At 74.3% G+C, this 16955-nt stretch carries 11 protein-coding genes; 8 read left to right on the top strand and 3 right to left on the bottom strand.

Annotated elements, in window-relative coordinates; all coding sequences use genetic code 11:
- Positions 1–135: 135 nt before the first annotated feature.
- The 5 genes from HHX30_RS05755 to HHX30_RS05735 all read left to right on the top strand — a co-directional run bounded on the left by HHX30_RS05755 (position 136) and on the right by HHX30_RS05735 (position 8742).
- Positions 136–1326 carry an MFS transporter gene (locus HHX30_RS05755; RefSeq protein ID WP_169980154.1) on the top strand — a complete coding sequence of 397 codons (1191 nt, stop codon included), beginning with the start codon at positions 136–138 and terminating at the stop codon, positions 1324–1326.
- Positions 1327–1413: 87 nt separating this feature from the next.
- Positions 1414–2706, top strand: a complete 1293-nt coding sequence (locus HHX30_RS05750; RefSeq protein WP_169980152.1) for a D-arabinono-1,4-lactone oxidase — start codon at positions 1414–1416, stop codon at positions 2704–2706.
- 500 nt (positions 2707–3206) lie between these two features.
- Positions 3207–5588: a septation protein SepH gene (sepH, locus tag HHX30_RS41335; RefSeq protein ID WP_249349715.1), complete on the top strand. Its 2382-nt coding sequence runs from the start codon at positions 3207–3209 to the stop codon at positions 5586–5588.
- Between the two features lie 301 nt (positions 5589–5889).
- Positions 5890–7284 (top strand): vanadium-dependent haloperoxidase, encoded by a 1395-nt coding sequence (locus tag HHX30_RS05740; RefSeq protein ID WP_169980150.1) that lies wholly within the window; start codon positions 5890–5892, stop codon positions 7282–7284.
- Positions 7285–7410: 126 nt separating this feature from the next.
- Positions 7411–8742, top strand: coding sequence for an XRE family transcriptional regulator (locus tag HHX30_RS05735; protein WP_169980148.1), 1332 nt, complete (start codon positions 7411–7413; stop codon positions 8740–8742).
- Here HHX30_RS05735 and HHX30_RS05730 read toward each other — a convergent pair.
- A complete protein-coding gene (locus tag HHX30_RS05730) occupies positions 8739–10373 on the bottom strand; it encodes a PH domain-containing protein (protein ID WP_311922122.1) in 1635 nt (544 codons plus the stop codon). The two genes, HHX30_RS05735 and HHX30_RS05730, sit on opposite strands and share 4 nt — an antisense overlap.
- Positions 10370–10879 (bottom strand): PH domain-containing protein, encoded by a 510-nt coding sequence (locus HHX30_RS05725; RefSeq protein WP_311922121.1) that lies wholly within the window; start codon positions 10877–10879, stop codon positions 10370–10372. The genes HHX30_RS05730 and HHX30_RS05725 overlap by 4 nt, the downstream gene beginning before the upstream one ends.
- A gap of 112 nt (positions 10880–10991) precedes the next feature.
- On the opposite strand from HHX30_RS05725, the gene HHX30_RS05720 reads away from it, so the two are divergent.
- Positions 10992–11972, top strand: coding sequence for an ATP-binding cassette domain-containing protein (locus HHX30_RS05720; RefSeq protein WP_169980146.1), 981 nt, complete (start codon positions 10992–10994; stop codon positions 11970–11972).
- A gap of 46 nt (positions 11973–12018) precedes the next feature.
- Positions 12019–12831 (top strand): ABC transporter permease, encoded by an 813-nt coding sequence (locus HHX30_RS05715; protein ID WP_169980144.1) that lies wholly within the window; start codon positions 12019–12021, stop codon positions 12829–12831.
- 42 nt (positions 12832–12873) lie between these two features.
- Here the strand turns inward: HHX30_RS05715 and HHX30_RS05710 are convergent, their stop codons facing one another.
- A complete protein-coding gene (locus HHX30_RS05710) occupies positions 12874–16107 on the bottom strand; it encodes a BTAD domain-containing putative transcriptional regulator (RefSeq protein ID WP_169980142.1) in 3234 nt (1077 codons plus the stop codon).
- A 223-nt stretch (positions 16108–16330) separates the two neighbouring features.
- Here HHX30_RS05710 and HHX30_RS05705 point away from each other — a divergent pair, with 223 nt between their 5' ends.
- Entirely contained in the window at positions 16331–16849 is a 519-nt protein-coding gene (locus tag HHX30_RS05705; RefSeq protein ID WP_310742024.1) for a YbhB/YbcL family Raf kinase inhibitor-like protein, read from the top strand.
- Positions 16850–16955: the final 106 nt, after the last annotated feature.

Below are 16955 nucleotides of genomic sequence, written 5' to 3'. Positions count from 1 at the left end.
GATATGCGGGTAGGCGATAACCAAACCGGAGACAAACGCCGTCCGCGTGTCCCGGGGGGCGCCCCTGGGACCGCCGCCGCTGTCGAACGGCCGGCCCGGACGCACACGCACCACCGTGCGGAAGGGAAACACACCATGGTCGGGCCGTATCGGGGGCTGTTCGGCACGCCCGGAGTCAAGGGCTTCGTCATCTCCGGGTTCATCGGGCGCGCGCCCATGTCGATGCTCGGCATCGGCGTCATCCTGCTGATCTCCGCCGTCACCGGGTCGTACGCGACCGCCGGGGCGGTCGCGGCGGCCGTGTCGCTCGCGTTCGCCGTCGCCGCGCCCCTGTCGGGGCGGCTGGTGGACCGGTTCGGCCAGGCGAAGGTCCTCGTCCCGTTCATCCTCCTGCACGCCGTCTCGATCACCGCCCTGATGCTGTGCGCGCACGCCGGGGCACCGCAGTGGACGCTGTACGCCACGGGCGTGGCGTCCGGGGCGACCGGCCTGTCGCTGGGCTCGATGGTCCGGGCCCGCTGGTCGCACGTGCTCAAGGACTCCGGCCGGCTGCACACCGCCTTCTCGTTCGAGTCGGTGGCCGACGAGGTGATCTTCGTCGGTGGGCCGGCCTTCGTGACCGCGCTCACCACGGGCGTCAACGCGTACGCCGGGCTGATCGCCACCATCGTCCTCGCCCTGGCGGGCACCCTCGCCTTCGCCTGCTTCCGCGGCACCGAACCGCCGGCCGTACGCCACCGGAGCACGGGCCGGTCCCCGATCGCGATCCCGGGGGTCGCGATGCTTTCGGCCGTCTTCCTCGCCATGGGGGCGGTGTTCGGCTCGATCGACATCATCACGGTCGCCTTCGCCGACGAGCACGGCAGCAAGGCGGCGTCGGGATTCCTGCTCGCCTCGATCGCGGCCGGCAGCATGGTCTCCGGCCTGTGGTTCGGCTCCCGCCAGTGGAAGATCAGCCTGCGCAGCCGGTTCGTCCGCGGCCTGTCGCTGTTCGCGGCCGGGCTCACGCCCGTGCTGCTGATGGACGACATCCGGGCGATGGCTCCCGCGCTCTTCCTCGCCGGCCTGTCGATCTCTCCCACGCTGATCACCGGGTTCTCCCTCGTGGAGCGGATGGTCCCGGCCGGGCAGCTCACCGAGGGCATGGCGTGGATCTCCACGGCCCTCGGGCTCGGGGTGGCCGCCGGCGCGTGGGCGGGCGGGCGGCTGACGGACCTGTTCGGCGCGTCCAACGCGTACGGTTTCTCCTACGCCTGCGCGCTGCTCGCGGTGGTGGCGGGTCTCGGCGGCTCCGCGCTGGTCCGCAGGCGTCAGTACACCGGCTGAGCGGCGGGCCGCGTGCCCATAGGCAGCCGGCCCGATCATGAGTAGTGTTCATGTCCACCCCGGGCAGGTGCCGGGGCGAGGAGGATCATGGACGCCTTCGTCAACTGGGCGCGCAACCAGTCGGTCACCCCCGCGGAGGTCCGCACCCCCGCGTCGGCGGCCGAGGTCGCCGACGCCGTACGGGACGCCGCCAGGACCGGCCGGCGAGTCCGCATGACCGGCACGGGGCACTCGTTCACCGGCGTCGCGCTCACCGACGGCATCCTGCTGCGGCCCGGCGCGCTGACCGGCGTCCTCGACGCGGGCGACGGATGGGTCAAGGTCGCCGCGGGCACCCCGCTCCACGCGCTCAACGAGGAGCTCCACCGGCGCGGCCTGGCGCTGGCCAACATGGGTGACATCACGGCCCAGACCGCCGCCGGGGCGATCCAGACCGGGACCCACGGCACCGGCAGGCACGTCGGCGGCCTCGCCGACCAGGTCGTCGAACTGGAGATGGTCCTCGCCGACGGCTCCGTGACGACGGTGCGCGAGGGCGACCTGTTCGACGCCGCCCGGGTGGGCCTCGGCGCGCTCGGCGTCCTGACCGCGGTCACCTTCCGGGTCGAGCCCGCGTTCCTGCTGCGGGCCCGCCGCGAGCCGATGGCGTTCAGCCGGATCCTCGAGACGCTCGGCGAACTGACGGAGACCGACGACCACCTCGACTTCTTCTGGCTTCCCCACACCGACACCTGCCTGGTCAAGCGCAACAACCGCGACGCCGGGCCGGCCCGGCCGCCCGCGGCGTTCAAGCGGTGGCTCGACAACGTCTTCCTGGAGAACACGCTGTTCGGCGCGGCCTGCGCCCTCGGGGCCCGCTTCCCCGGCGCGGTGCCCACGATCAACGGAGTCTCCGCGCGCATGCTCGGGGCGTCGGAGTCCGTCGACGCGTCCTACCGGGTCTTCACCTCGGTGCGCGAGGTCCGCTTCCTGGAGATGGAGTACGCCGTTCCGCGCCACCACCTCGCCCAGGCCCTGCGCGAGACGCGGGACCTCGTGGAGCGGTCGGGCTGGCCGATCACCTTCCCCGTCGAGGTGCGGGTCACGCCGCCCTCGGACGCCTGGCTGTCCACCGCGTACGGCAGGCCCTCGGCGTACGTCGCCTGCCACGTCTACCGCCAGGCCCCCAACCCCGCGTACTTCGAGGGCGTGGAGGAGATCATGGTCAGGCTGGGGGGCCGGCCCCACTGGGGCAAGCTGCACACCCGCGACGCGGGCTACCTGCGTACCGTGTATCCGAGGTTCGGCGACTTCCTCGCGCTGCGCCGCGAGATGGACCCGGACGGGCTGTTCGCCAACGATTACCTCGACCGGGTACTCGGCGCGTCGCGGGAAGCCTGACCCCATGGCCGCGTAAAGTCCCTCTCCACGGTCCGGCGTCTTCCGCGTGTCGCGTTGCCCGCGCCGGCCCTCGGGCAGGCACATTGCGGAGCACGGGCACACCAGAGCCCGGCGCGCCACTCGAACCCGAGGGAGCAAGCAGGAATGAGACCCTCCCGCAGGTCCGGCCGCACGGCGTACGGCACGGTCACGGCGCCGTGCGCCGCGCCCGTGCCACACGGACGGGCGGTGGGCGCGCACCACCTGAGGAGACACGACCCTCGCTCTCGCCTTCTGGGCCGGATCGGCGGCGCGGCCGCCGTCCGTGGACTGCCGCTCCCGCACGACCGACGGGTTGCGGAAAGGTGAACGCGAAAAATGTGACCGGGGTCACAACATCTGCCTCGCCCCCTGGCGAGGCGATGTTCGGACATGCCGGGTACGGTGCTGGAAGGCAACCGGCTCACGCGAGAGACTCAAGGGTCCGGGGGAAGACAGAGCACGACGACGAAGGGACTCGCATGCAGGAGCTCCGTCTCGTCGCGGTAAGTGAGGACGGAACGTACCTCGTCCTGGCGACGGCCGGGCGGGGCACGCGCTTCACGCTGCCCGTCGACGACCGGCTCCGCGCTGCCGTCCGCGGCAACTTCTCCCGTCTCGGCCAGTACGAGATCGAAGTGGAGAGCCCGTTGCGTCCCAAGGAGATCCAGGCGCGCATCCGTGCCGGCGAGACGGCGGAGGAGATCGCGGCCACCGCCGGCATTCCGGTGGAGAGAGTCCGCTGGTTCGAGGGGCCGGTTCTCCAGGAGCGCGAGTACATGGCCCAGCAGGCCCAGCGGGTCTCGGTCCGGATGCCCGGCGAGACGACCCCCGGGCCCACGCTCGGCGAACTGGTCGCCGAGCGGCTGACCCGGCGCGGCGTGCCCGCCGACGAGATCGACTGGGACTCCGCCAAGCGCGACGACAACCTGTGGCGGGTGCGGCTCGGCTTCGTCTGGAACGGCCACACCCGGCACGCCGAGTGGCTCTTCGACCCGCGCCGCCGCCACATCACCCCCAACGACGACGAGGCCATGCGCCTGTCGGCGGCCGAGTACGTCGAGCCGGAGCGGGACGACGCCACCGTGCGGCCCTTCGTGCCCCGCCTGGCGTCCAAGCTCGCCCCGGTGCCGCCGCTGCCGCAGGAGGCCTACCCGGCCCGCGACGAGCGCGGTCTCGGCGTGCCTGCCGTACGTCCCGAGCCCGTGCGCTCCGAGCCGGCCGCGCTGGCCGAGCCCGTGCCGCCGCCGCGGCTGAGCCCGCCGCTGCGCGCGGAGCCCGGGCGATCCGAGTCCGGACGGCCGGAACCGTACGCGGACGAGCCCGCGGCGTACCGGCCCGAACTGACCCCGGTGCCCTTCCGGCTGCCGCAGTCGCTCATCGCCGCCCCCGACCCCGTGCCCCCGACCGACGCCAGGGTGGAGCGCGCCGCGGAGACCACTGGGGAGCCGGCCGCCGAGTCCGTCCGGGTCGTCCCGCAGGCCGCGGACACTCGGGCCGTTCCGAGCCGTGAGGCCACCGGAGACGGCGCGGGCCGCGAGGACGGTCAGGACGCGGTGGGACGGCAGGCCGCGTCCCAGCCCGTCGCCGATGCCACGCCCGTGCCCGCTGCGGACGCCGGGATGCCGGCCCTGCCCTCCGGCGCGACCGGTCCGGCCGATGCCGCCCCCGTCCAAGCCGGTACGCCACGACCCGCCGCTGCGCAGGCCACTACTGGGGCCACTGCGGCGGCTGCGGCTGTCGGCGAGACCACCGTCGCCGGACCGGCGTCCCGCCCGCAGGAGCCCGCCGCGAACGCGGCGCCGGACGCCGACGCCACCACGACGCCAAGCGATGCCGCGGGCACGCCGGCGGACCCGCAGGAGGCCGCGCGCCACGCGACGCCCGCGGACGCGTTGTCCGCCGAGAACTCCTCGGCGCCCACGGGCACCACGACGACCACGACCGTCGGCACCGCGGCGGCGCCGGACCCCGTTCCGGCTGGTACGGAGGCGACGGGCACCGCGACGACGGACTCCGGGGCGACCGTTTCCGGGGCCGCGGACGTCGCGGCCGCCGGAGGCGACGCCTCTGGCGGTGCCAGTGCGGCCGCCGCCCCAGCGGTCCCGGACGCTCCCGCCCGCACGGACGTCCCCGGCGCGGCTGACGCCCCCCGCGCGGCTGCCGAGGCCGAGCACCCGGCCGCGTCCGACGCGGGCACGGAAACCGGCACAGGCACAGGAATCGGCACAGGCGTGGACACCGCCATGGCCACGACCGCGGACCCCGCCGGCGGCGCCCCGGACGAGGCGACATCGGCGGTCGCGGTTTCCGCCGCCGTCCCCGCACCCGCGCCACCCGCGGAGCCCGTAACGGCGCCCGCCCCCCGACCGGCGGCGGACACCGCGACGAGCGTGCCCACGGAGCCCACGACGGAGCCCACGACGGAGCCCGCCGCCCCGCCGGCGGCCGACACCGCGGCGAACGTCCCCGCGGAGCCCGCACCGGCCCCTGCCACTCCCGCCCCTGCCACTCCCGTCCCTGCCGCTCCGGCGGCGGAGGCCCAGCCGGCCGCCACTCAGGCGGAGGCCGCGCCGGCCGCTGAAGCTCCGGCGCAGCCGGCCGCCGAGGCCGCACCCACGCGTCAGGCTCCGGCTCCCGCCCCGGCGGCCCGTACGGGTGACGCCGCCGGGAAGCGCGCGGGCGACGGGCCCAAGGACGGCGCGAAGGAGGCGCAGAAGGACGCCTCGAAGGACGCCAAGCCCGAGACGCCCGCCCCGCCCGTGCCGAAGCCGGCTCCCCCGCGTCCCCGCAAGTCGCGCGGACGCCGGGCCTCGGTGCCGACCTGGGATGAGATCATGTTCGGCGCCCGCAAGCAGGACTGACCCCGCGGGACGCCGGGCCTTCGGGGCCCGCTGAGCGGAGCCGGTGACGGCATCGGCCGTGATCAACCTGGCATGGAAAGGCGGGCGGGGAGTTCGCGAACTCCCCGCCGGCCTTTCGCACGTCCGCGCGGATGCCCGGCTGCGCACGAGGGCCGTCGTCGGCCCCGTCTCTCTGCGTCTCAGGCGAACAGCCCCGTGTCGGACTGTCCGGAACAGTTCCGGACGATCATGAGCCTTGTCCCGCGTCTCGTCGATCGACGATCTTCCGTGGTGTTCCCTCTTCCCCCCACGGAGGTTCTCCTTGCATCGACGATCACGGTGGAAACGCATCCGCGTGCTCGCGGCGGCCGCTCTGGTGACCGCAGGCACGCTGGTCGCGCTCCCCCTGGCAGCGCACGCGGCGGTCACGGGGCCACCGCCGCAGGCGTCCGCCTTCGACCACGTCCTCTACTGGAACAGCGTCTTCCTCGACACCATCCGCACCCTTCCCCGGGACGGCGTCGACCCTCAGTACAGCCACGACGGGGACCCGACCCGGCTCGCGCGGGCCGGCGCCATGCTGCACATCGCCCTCCACGACGCGAACTGGCCGGCCGCGCCCGTCACGTACCTGCCGAAGATCACCCAGCAGAACCCGGACGACTCGATAGAGGCCACCATGGACGCGGCGGCACACCGCGTGCTCGAACACCTCTATCCGTACCTCGACTTCGACGCGAACCTCGCGTACGCGCTCGCGCAGATCCCCTCGTCGGTCCCGTCCCGCTACATCCAGGGCGGACGGGCCGACGGCGAGAGGATCGGCGATCTGGTGATCGCCGAGCGGTCGGGGGACGGGCCGGCGTTCGACCTCTCCTACACGGAGGGCACGGTCCCCGGCGCGTGGCGGCAGACGGGCTCCGGACCGGCAGTGACGCCCAACTGGGGGAGGCTCAAGCCGTTCGCCATGACGTCTTCAACGCAGTTCCGGCCACCGCCGCCCGGCGGCTTCACCTCCTACGACCAGCTCGTCCGCAGTTCGCAGTACGCGCAGCAGGTCAACGAGGTCAAGGCGTACGGCGGGGCGGGAACACCCACCTCGCGGTCCGCCGACCAGACGCACGCGGCGTTCTTCTGGGCCAACGACGGCAAGGGCACCTACCGGCCGGTGGGGCACCTGTTCTCCATCACCCAGACGGTGGCCAAGCAGAGGAAACTGAAGCAGAACGAGACGGCGGAGCTGTTCAACCTCGTCTCCATGGCGCTGGCCGACGCGTCGATCGTCGCCTGGGGGGCGAAGTTCGACTCACCGGTCGACCTGTGGCGGCCGGAGAGCGCGATCAAGCTGGCCGACACGAACCTGAACCCCGCCGTCACACCCGACCCCTCCTGGGCGCCGCTGTCGGTGAACGCCGCCGGGCAGCACTTCTCGCCGCCCTTCCCCGCGTACATCTCCGGACATGCCACGTTCGCCGGGGCCTGGGCGGGCGTGATGCAGAGGTGGTTCGGGCACAACCTGACCTTCACCGCGTCCACCGACGATCCGAACGCCAACCCGAAGACCAGGACCTTCACGAGCTTCGAGCAGGCCGCCGAGGAGGACGCCCTCAGCCGGCTCTGGCTCGGCGTCCACTACCGCTGGGACGCCGACCGCGGCCTCGACTCGGGGTTCAACCTGGGTGACTTCGTCTACGTGACCAAGCGCGACCAGGGATAGGAACAGGCCACTCCTCCGAGCCCTCCGGGCGGCGAAATCCGCTGACCCGGAGGGCTGCCTCGCGTCACCGATCTTTGTTAGTGTTTCGCCCGGATCGACGCCAAAGCGGGGCTTGGGAGGATCGTCGTGTCAGGGCCCTTAAGCACGCCTCCCCAACCCGAGGGCCTGACCAACCCGGCCGAGTTCGTCGCCGCGCTGGGCCGTCTCCGCCAGTGGTCCGGCCTGACCTACCGGCAGCTCACGGCCGCCGCGAAGACGGCGGGGGACGTGCTGCCCACCAGCACGATCGCAGGGGCCCTGGGACGCACGACCCTCCCCAGGGAGGAGTTCGTGGCCGCCTTCGTCCGCGCCTGCGGGCTCGGCGAGGCCGAGACCGCGCGCTGGGTGGCGCACAGGAAGCGACTCGCCGCGGGCATGACGCTTCCGGCCGACCCGCGGGACGAGACCACCGGCCCTGAGACCGCCGGCCCCGAGGCCACCGGCCCCGGCCGCCCACCCGTCCGGCCGGAACAGCCCGGGCCGGCGGACCGGTCCGGTCACGCTGAACCCGCCGCGGCCGGTGGGCCCGAGCGGCCCCACCAGGACGATCGCGCCGCAGGCAGTGGGCCCGAGCGGCCGGGGCAGGCCGATCCCGCGGCCCCTGCCGTACCCGACGCCCCCGCCGCGCAGGACGATGCGGAAGAACCACGCCGGGACGCCGTACGGCCGGAAACCCGGGCGTTACGGCGGTTCACCCTGGCGGGCGCGGGCATCGTGGTCCTGCTCCTCGCCACAGGCGCGGTCCTGCCGGAGCTGCGCGCGTCCCTGACCGGCGGCGGTGCGAAGCCCTCGCCCGCACCCGCCGCCGCGACGGCCGGTAGCGACCGCACATCGTTCTCGGCCTTCCCCGGTGCCGCGACGGCCGGGAGCGACCGTACGCCGTCCTCCGCCGCGACCCCCGGCAGCGGCGGTACGCCGCGCGACGGGTGGTACCGCATGATCCCGTCGCACGTCGCCGGACGCGACCTGTGCGTCGGGGAGGGACGCGAGCGCAACAAGCGGACCGACCGGCCGCTGGCCGCGCAGCGGCCCTGCCGGGACCTCGTCCCCGACACCTACCTGCGGGCGGCCGGCGACGGCGCCTACGAGATCCAATGGCACCATCCCAAAGAGGGCGTCGGCTGCCTCATGGTCGACGGTGCGATGACCGGCCCGGAGACGCTGCTCGCTCCCGCGAACTGCTCCGGGGCGGCGCACCAGCGGTTCCTGCTGACACCCTCGGGGCCCGGGTTCACCGTGCGGCCCCTGCACAGCGGGCTGTGCCTCGGCGCGCTGTACGGCGAGGCCGATGTGGCCCCCGGCGCCGAGATCGCCCAGATGCCCTGCACCGGGCGGCCCGACCAGGCGTTCCTCTTCCGTCCCGTGCCCGCCCCGGCCTGGACGCGCGCCGACCGCACCGGCCGGGCCCACGCGTCCTAGCCGGCCGGGGGCCGGGAGGCGAGGAACGGCGCGAGCCACTCGGGGGTGACCTCGGCGGCGAAGGCGACGCCCTGCTCCTCCCCCGCGTCGACCACCGCATAGCCGCCGCTGCCCGCGCCGACCCCGGCGACCACGGTCAGCAGACCCGCCATACGTTGCGGAAGCGTCTGCCGCACCGTCCACCCGACCACCGCGCGGCGTTCCACGACGACCTGACCGCGGCGCAGGGAGCCCGACCTGACCGACAGACGGGCGCCGTCGTAGGCGTGCCCGAGCGAGCGGTAGCGGTCGAAGGCCAGAGGCACCCCCGCGACGGCGAGCACGGACGCGACGATCGCGGCGAGGTTCCAGCCCGCGAGCAGGGCGGCCACGGCGGCCAGGAGCCACGGCGCGACCGCGCGCACGAGCCTGCGGCGGCGGGCGGCGGGCGGATGACGACGCAACGGCGCCCGGATCGGCCCCACCGCCTCCGCGGCCACCCCGGTGGCGAACGCCCGGGGCGTCACGGGCAGCAGTTGTCCCCTGCTCCGGGCGTCCCCCAGTCCGGTGACCAGGGCCCACAGCCGTACGACCCCGGCACGCCGCTCGATCAGGCCGTCGGCCAGTTCGTACCCCCTGATCCTGCGCCGCTCCAGCGACACGGACCTGCGGGTGAACAGGCCGCGCTCGGCGACCAGATGCCCCTCACGAGAGCGCAGCGTGAAGTCCCAGTTGAACAGCGCGTACGTCACTCCGCCCGCGACGGGCATGGCCGCCACGAGCACCAGGGCGACGGCGATCAGCAGCCCGGGCCGGTCGAGCGCCCATTCGAGCGCGCGCACGGCCGCCCGTTCGCCGAGGCCCAGCTCGCGCCGCCACTGCCAGGCGAGACCGAAGGCACCGGCGACCAGTGCGAACGGCGTGAAGAGATAGGCGCCGGACAGCGGGCCGTACATCAGCCAGGCGCGCGGCACCCGGGCCAGCACCCGCGGCGGGTCGTCGGCCCCGCCGCCCTCCCCCTCGGCGGGAACAGCTCCCGCAGCCGCGACGGCGGCGCCCCGGACGACCTGCGCCGCCGGGCCGGGACCGCGCTCGGCCGGGCCGGCGTCCTGAGGGGTCCCAGCACCGGCCGGTCCGGGCACCGCCGGGAGGGGCCCGCGGGCGAGCAGCACGGCGCGCAGCGCCTCGGCGCGCTCGGCCGTGAGCGCGTCCAGCACGCCCTCCTGCTCGCCGCCTCCGGCACCGGTGTCCAGCCTGAGCACGGCCAGGCCGAGCACCCGGTGGAGTGGTGAGGCGCTGACGTCGACGCCCCTGATCCGTTCCAGCGGGATCGTGCGCACCGAACGGCCGACCAGTGCCCGGGTCAGCTCCAGCCTGCCGCCCGCGACCCGGTAGGTGAACGTCGCCCACCGGAGCACCGCGTAGATCACCGAACCGGCGACCCCGGCGGCCGCCCAGCCGAACGACGCGGGCGAGAAGCCCCCGGCGAGCAGCACGCCCGCCAGCGGCAGGACCAGCGAGGGCAGCATGCGGATCGGGTCGATCAGCAGCACCCGCGGGCTCAGCCGCGCGGTCCCGGATGGCTCCGGCGCGCCGGGAGCGGCGGGCGGGCCGCCAGGAGGGACGGCGGCGGAAGGCGGCGGGCCGGTCACGTGGCGTCGTCCCTGAGCTCCTCGGCCCGCCGGGCGAGATCCTCCGCGAGGCGTGCCGCGACGTCGTCGTCGAGCCCGGAGATCGTGGACGATCCGGCGTAGGAGGCCGTGCGGATCTCCACGGTCGCCAGCCCCAGCAGGCGTTCGAGCCAGCCCTGCGCGCGGTCGACCGTCTGGATCCTGCTCACCGGGACGAACACCCACTGCCTGCTCAGCCACCCCGCCCGGGCGTAGACGACGTCGCCGGACAGCTCCCAGCGGTGCACGGCGTACCGCAGCAAGGGTTCCAGGACGACGAAGGGCGCCATGACCACGCCGACGGCGACCGGGAGCAGCCAGGCGTGCTCGGACAGCACGTCCGGAGGCCACCGCGCCCCGCTCAGCCAGGCGGCCGCCCCGGCCGTCCCGCCGACGAGCAGGACAAAGCCGATCAGTGCCTCCACCAGCCACAACACGATGGCACGGCGCGACACCGGGTGGGCCGGGTCGCGGAGCGGACCTGTCACGCCTCCCACCCTAGGCAAGCCGTCAGCGATATGTCAGCGGCTGACGGCCGCCCTCAGGGCCCTGTCAGCGCCGCTCCGCAGAGTGGAGGCGCACACGATCCGAGGAGGCGCGATGAGACATGCGATCCAGGCCGAGGGCCTGGCGAAACGGTACGGCCGGACACGGGCGCTCGACGGGGTGGACCTGGAGGTGCCCCAGGGCCGCCTCCTGGGCGTACTGGGCCCCAACGGGGCCGGGAAGACCACGGCGGTGCGGGTCCTGGCGACGCTCGTGCGGCCGGACGGGGGCGGGGCGCACGTGGCAGGGTTCGACGTGGTCCGGCAGGCGCACCAGGTGCGCTCCCTGATCGGGCTGACCGGGCAGTACGCGGCCGTCGACGACACGCTGACCGGGGTCGAGAACCTCGTGATGATCGGCCGCCTGCTCGGCCTGACCAGGGCCGACGCGCGGCGCCGGGCCGACGATCTGCTCGGCCGCTTCGCGCTCACCGAGGCGGGCGGACGGGCGGCCAAGACCTACTCGGGCGGCATGCGCCGCCGGCTCGACCTCGCCGCGAGCCTCGTGGGCCGCCCCCAGGTGCTGTTCCTGGACGAGCCGACAGCCGGCCTCGACCCGCGCAGCCGCACCGAACTGTGGGGCGTCGTCCGCGGCCTCCAGGACGAGGGCGTGACCGTCCTGCTCACGACGCAGTACCTGGAGGAGGCCGACCAGCTCGCGGACGACATCGTCGTCTTCGACCACGGGAAGGTGATCGCGCACGGCACGCCGGACGGCCTGAAGGCGGCGATCGGGGGCCAGGTCCTGGAGGTGCGGCCCATCGAGACCGCCCACCTCGACCTCGTCCGACGCGTGGTGGCCGACGTGCTCGACGTCACGCCGGAGGTCTCCCAGGGCCAGGTCACGGCCCCGGTCCGCGATCCCGCGACCGTCCCCGCGATCGTACGGCGCCTCGACGACCTCGACGTGGTCGCGGCGGAGCTGTCACTGCGCCGGGCCAGCCTCGACGAGGTGTTCCTCGCGCTGACCGGGCACCGCGCCGAGGACCGGCAGCGGGACGCGGACCGGCAGCGGGACGAGGAGGCCGCGGCGTGAGGCCGCGACCGGAGTCACCGGACGCACGAAACCGCGAGGAGACACGATGACCCCGATCACCCGGACCACGCCCGCGGTCGCGGTGGCCCCCCGGCCGGGCGCGGGGGCCGCCCTGCGCCACACGATGACGCTCGCCTGGCGCAGCCTGGTGCAGATCAAGCACAACCCGATGGAGCTGATCGACCTCAGCGTGCAGCCCATCATGTTCCTGCTGCTGTTCACCTACGTGTTCGGCGGCGCGATCGCGGGATCCACGGGCGACTACCTGCAGTTCGCCCTGCCCGGCCTGGTCGCGCAGAACATGCTGTTCGCGAGCATGACCACGGCCGTGGGGCTGAACGTCGACATCGCCAAGGGCGTGTTCGACCGGCTGCGGAGCCTGCCGATCTCCCGCTCGGCCCCGCTGGCCGGGCGCATCGTCGCCGACACGCTGAAGCAGGTGTGGGCGTTCGCCCTGTTCCTCGGGCTGGGCCTGGTGCTCGGCTTCCGGGTGCACACGGGGATCGCCGGAGTGCTCGGCGCGCTCGCGCTGCTGCTGGCGTTCGCGCTCGCGATGTCGTGGATGGCGGTGCTGGTGGGAGTGACGGCGGCGAGCATGGAGAAGGTGCAGATCCTGATGTTCTCGCTGATGATGCCGATCACTTTCACCAGCAACGCCTTCGTCGCCACCGAGACCATGCCGTCCTGGTTGCAGAAGTGGGTGGACGTCAACCCGGTCAGTCATCTGGCGGACGCCGTCCGCGGCCTGCTCGGCGGCGGGCCGGTCGCGTCGGACGCCACGATCTCGCTGCTGTGGGCCGCCGGCATCGCGCTCGTCTTCGCCCCGCTCGCCGTCCGCGCCTTCCGCAACCGGTCCTGACCTCACCCACCCGGGCGGGCGGCTGTGGTCGTGGCCACGGGGTCACGCACCGCCGGACGCGAGGGCCAGCACCTCGTCCCGGCTCAGGCCGCGCCCGCGCTCGCGGCACCGGGCGAACTCCCCGGCCCCGATCGCGGCCCGTACGGCGTCGGCCACCCTCCGGTGGTCGACGCTCAGGTCGTGGACGAACCCGCGGACGGCCTCCGCCCCGCCGAGCAGGGCGGCGGCCCGCGCGTGGTCGCCGCCGCGGGCGGCGAGTGCCGCGTGCCCGACGAGCACGTGCCCGATGACCGGGGCGTCGTGCGACTGCACGGCGATGGCCAGCGCCTTGTCGTGCAGGACGCGGGCCGCCGCGACGTCGCCCTCCTGCTCGGCCAGCATGCCGAGCGAGGTCGTCAGCGTCGCCTCGAACTGCGGGATCATCCACGCCGTTCCCAGCAGCCGCAGCGCCTCGTCGTAGAGGCGCCGCGCCGTCCCGTGGTCGCCGTCCGCGCGGGCGAAGTCGCCCCGCACGTGCCGCACTCCGGCCAGCCCGATGGGATCGCCGGTGGCGTCGCACAGTCGCTCGGTCTCCCGCAGAGCCGCCTCGGCGGCCTCCCGGTCGCCCGCCGCGTCCAGCGTGACGGCCAGGCGGGTCCGCAGGTACGGCGTCTCCTCGACGGCCCCGACCTCCTCCAGGAGCGCGACCGCCTCCTCCATCAGGAGCACCGCGGCCTGGAGATCGCCGCGCATGGCCTTCGTCTCCGCGAGGACGCTGAGGCAGTTGCCCACCCCCCACCGGTCTCCGACCACTCTGAACCGGTCGAGCGCGATGACCAGGTCGGCCTCGCCCTCCTCGGAACGGCCCGCGTTGAAGTGCAGCTGGGCGCGGAAGACGCGGGCGGAGGCGGCCACCCAGGGGTCCTCGTGCCCCAGCAGCGGCACCAGCCGGGACTCGGCCTCCTCGTGCAGGCCGGAGAACATCGACATGATCGGCACCGCGATCGCCACGAGCGGGTGCGAAGCGATGCCTCCTCGGCTCTCGCGCGCGTACCGGATCGTGGCAGACAGGCTCTCCCTGGCCTGCCGCAGGTTCCCCTCCCCGCCGGCACTGGTGATGCCGTGCACCGCGTGGGCCAGCGCCAGCCGCATCGGGTCGCCGTCGCCCGCCAGGACCAGCGCCTCCGCCGACCGCCGCGCGCCCTCCAGCCGGTGGCCGGACAGCCACCAGTACCAGCCGAGTGCGCCGACCAGGCGCAGCGCGAGGTCCGTCTCGCCCTGGTCGCAGGCCCATCTGAGAGCCCCCGACAGGTTGTCGTGCTCGGCCGACAGCCGGGCCAGCCACTCGATCTGCTCGCTGCGGCGCAGGTGCGGCTCCGCGGTCTCGGCGAGGCCGGCGAAGAACGAGGCGTGGGCGCGCCGCACCCGCCGCTCCCCGCCCGACTCCGCCAGCCGTTCCGCGGCGTACGCCTTGATCGTCTCCAGCATGCGGTAGCGCCCGCCGTCGAACACCACGAACGACTTGTCCACCAGCCTGCCGAGCACGTCGACGTCGCCCTCGCAGACCTGTTCCGCGGCCTCAAGCGTGGCGCCGCCCGCGAAGACCGCCAGCCGCGCGGCGAACGCCCGCTCGTCGGCGTCGAGCAGGTCCCAGCTCCATTCCACGACGGCGCGGAGCGTCTGGTGCCGCGGCATGGCCGTACGGCTTCCCGCGGTGAGCAGCCGGAACCGGTCGCCGAGCCGCTCGGCGATGTGGGCGGCCGTCAGCGTGCGGAGCCGGGCGGCGGCCAGTTCGATGGCGAGCGGCATGCCGTCGAGCTCGCGGCAGATGCGCTCCACGGCGTCGCGCTCGACGTCCACCACGTAGCCGGGCCGTACGGCGGCCGCCCGCTCGGCGAACAGCCGCACGGCGTGGCCGGAACCGAGCGGCCCCACCGGCCACAGCCGCTCGCCGGTGATGCCGAGCGGCTCCCGGCTGGTGGCGAGGATCCGCACGCCGGGGCATTCGGCGAGGAGCCGGTCGGCGAGCGCCGCGGCAGGCCCGACCACGTGTTCGCAGTTGTCCAGCACGATCAGCGTGTCGCGCCCCGCCAGCGCGGAGACGATGCGGGCCACCGGGCCGGGCTCCCCACCCGGCGCGGACGGCATGGCGGCCCCCGCGTGGACGGGCACCAGGCCGGTGTCGCGCAGGCCGAGCGCGGTCAGGGCGGCCTGCGGCACCTCCGCCGCGTCGCCGACCGGTGCGAGCTCGACCAGCCAGACTCCGTCGGGGACGAGCGCGGCGATCGCCTCGGCGGACTCCACCGCGAGCCTCGTCTTGCCCGCCCCGCCCGGGCCGAGCAGCGTGACCAGGCGGTCGGCGGCGAGGATCGCACCGATGCGGCCGACGTCGTCGTCCCGGCCGACGAAGCTGGTCAGCCGGGCCCTCAGGTTGCCCCGGCGCGGCGCCCGCGGGCCTCCGGAGCGTACCGCGGACGGATCCGCAGGCAGCGGCACCGGGCCGGGCCCGGCGGGCGGCGCGGCCGGTGACGGCCGCGTCCCCTCCGCGGCGGGCTCGCCCCTCAGCATCGCGAGATGGAGCCCGGCCAGCGCGGGCGAGGGGTCGGCCCCGAGCCGCTCCGCGAACACCGACCGGGCCTCCTCGTAGGCGGCCAGCGCCTCGACCCGGCGGCCCGCCCCGTAGAGGGCGCGCATGAGCTGCCCGTACAGCCGTTCCCGCAGCGGATGGGCGGTGACGAGCGTCCGCAGCTCCGGGACCAAATCCGCGTGCCGTCCCAGGGCCAGCTCCGCCTCGACACGGTTCTCGGTGGCCGCGGTCCTGAGCTCCTCCAGCCGCGCCACCTCGGCCTCGGCGTTCGGCAGGTCGGTCAGCGGGGCGCCGCGCCACAGGCCGAGCGCCTGACGCAGCAGACCGGCGGCGCGGCCCGGGTCGCCCGCGTCCAGCGCGGCCGCGCCCTCCCTCGCGAGGCGGGCGAACAGGTGGAGGTCCACCTGTTCGCGCGAGACGGCCAGGCGGTACCCGGACGGCCCGCCGACGACGAGGCCGCGGCCGACCGTGGCCCGAAGCCGGGACACCAGCGCCTGCAGGGCGTTCCCCACGCCGCCGGGCGGACGGGCGTCCCACACCCCAGCCACGAGCGCCTCGGTGGAGACAATGCGGCCGGCGTCGAGCAGCAGGAGCGTCAGCAGGGCCCGCAGCCGCTGTCCGCCGACCTCGACCGGCCGCCCGTCGCGCCGTACGTCGAGGGGGCCCAGAACGGCGAAGCTCATGCCCGCTCCCGGCGTGTCCCCCTGCATGCCTCGATTGTGGCGGAAAAGGGCGCGCGAGGCCTCACACCCCCGCACGACGGTCCTCTGCGCGCACGGATCGATTCCGCGGACACCGAGGGATTCTGAAGACACCGAGGTCAACGGCCCGTACGGGCTCGATCATCGGTACGGATCACCGCGATCCGGTCGGGGCACCTGTCCAATCCGCGTAGCATCATCGGGCATGGGGTCGCCGAGAAAATCAGCGGTCGTGCGAGCCGCCGTCACGGTGACGGCGTTCACGCTGGCCGCGTCGGGCTGCGGAATCCTGGGCGGGGGGTCGCCGAGGAACCTCGACGTCATCAGCGTGTCGAGCCCGCAGTTCCGCGACGGCGCCCCCCTGCCGGACGACTACTCCTGCAAGGGGGGGCAGGGCAACCCGCCTCTCCGCTGGTCGGGCACGTCGGGCGCCAAGTCGGTGGCCCTCGTGGTCGACGACAGCAGTCCTCTCAGCGGCCCGGAGGTGCACTGGGTGGTGTACGACATCGACCCCGCGACGACGGAGCTGGGCATGAACGACGTCCCCCGGGGCGCCAGGCAGGGCAGGACGACGAGCGGGAAGGTGGGCTATGCGCCCCCATGCCGGGCCGACGGCAGCTACCGTTTCACTGTCTACGCGTTGAACGCGAAGCTCGAGCTGCAGCAGGGGGCCGACCTCGCGCAGACCCTGGAGGGCATCGCGAGTCACACCATCGCCCGTGGGCGCCTCACGGCGAACACGATCGAGTGACATGCTGAGCACCGGAGGTAGTCGTGCTACACCAATCTTCGCCTAGGGTGTGACAACGGTCATTGTGGTCGAGCAGAATCGGATCCAATTGCTGAGCGCAGGTGGT

Origin of the sequence: Microbispora sp. H10836, assembly GCF_012999525.1 — a bacterium.
GTDB lineage: Bacteria > Actinomycetota > Actinomycetes > Streptosporangiales > Streptosporangiaceae > Microbispora.
Note: the sequence above shows the minus strand (reverse complement) of the source record. Positions and strands in the feature narration are given on the sequence as shown.

Bases quoted from the DNA above. Each gene is read 5' to 3' on its own strand.
- HHX30_RS05755 (WP_169980154.1), top strand. From the start codon at position 136: ATGGTCGGGCCGTATCGGGGGCTGTTCGGCACGCCCGGAGTCAAGGGC.
- HHX30_RS05750 (WP_169980152.1), top strand. From the start codon at position 1,414: ATGGACGCCTTCGTCAACTGGGCGCGCAACCAGTCGGTCACCCCCGCG.
- sepH (WP_249349715.1), top strand. From the start codon at position 3,207: ATGCAGGAGCTCCGTCTCGTCGCGGTAAGTGAGGACGGAACGTACCTC.
- HHX30_RS05720 (WP_169980146.1), top strand. From the start codon at position 10,992: ATGAGACATGCGATCCAGGCCGAGGGCCTGGCGAAACGGTACGGCCGG.
- HHX30_RS05715 (WP_169980144.1), top strand. From the start codon at position 12,019: ATGACCCCGATCACCCGGACCACGCCCGCGGTCGCGGTGGCCCCCCGG.
- HHX30_RS05710 (WP_169980142.1), bottom strand. From the start codon at position 16,107: ATGCAGGGGGACACGCCGGGAGCGGGCATGAGCTTCGCCGTTCTGGGC.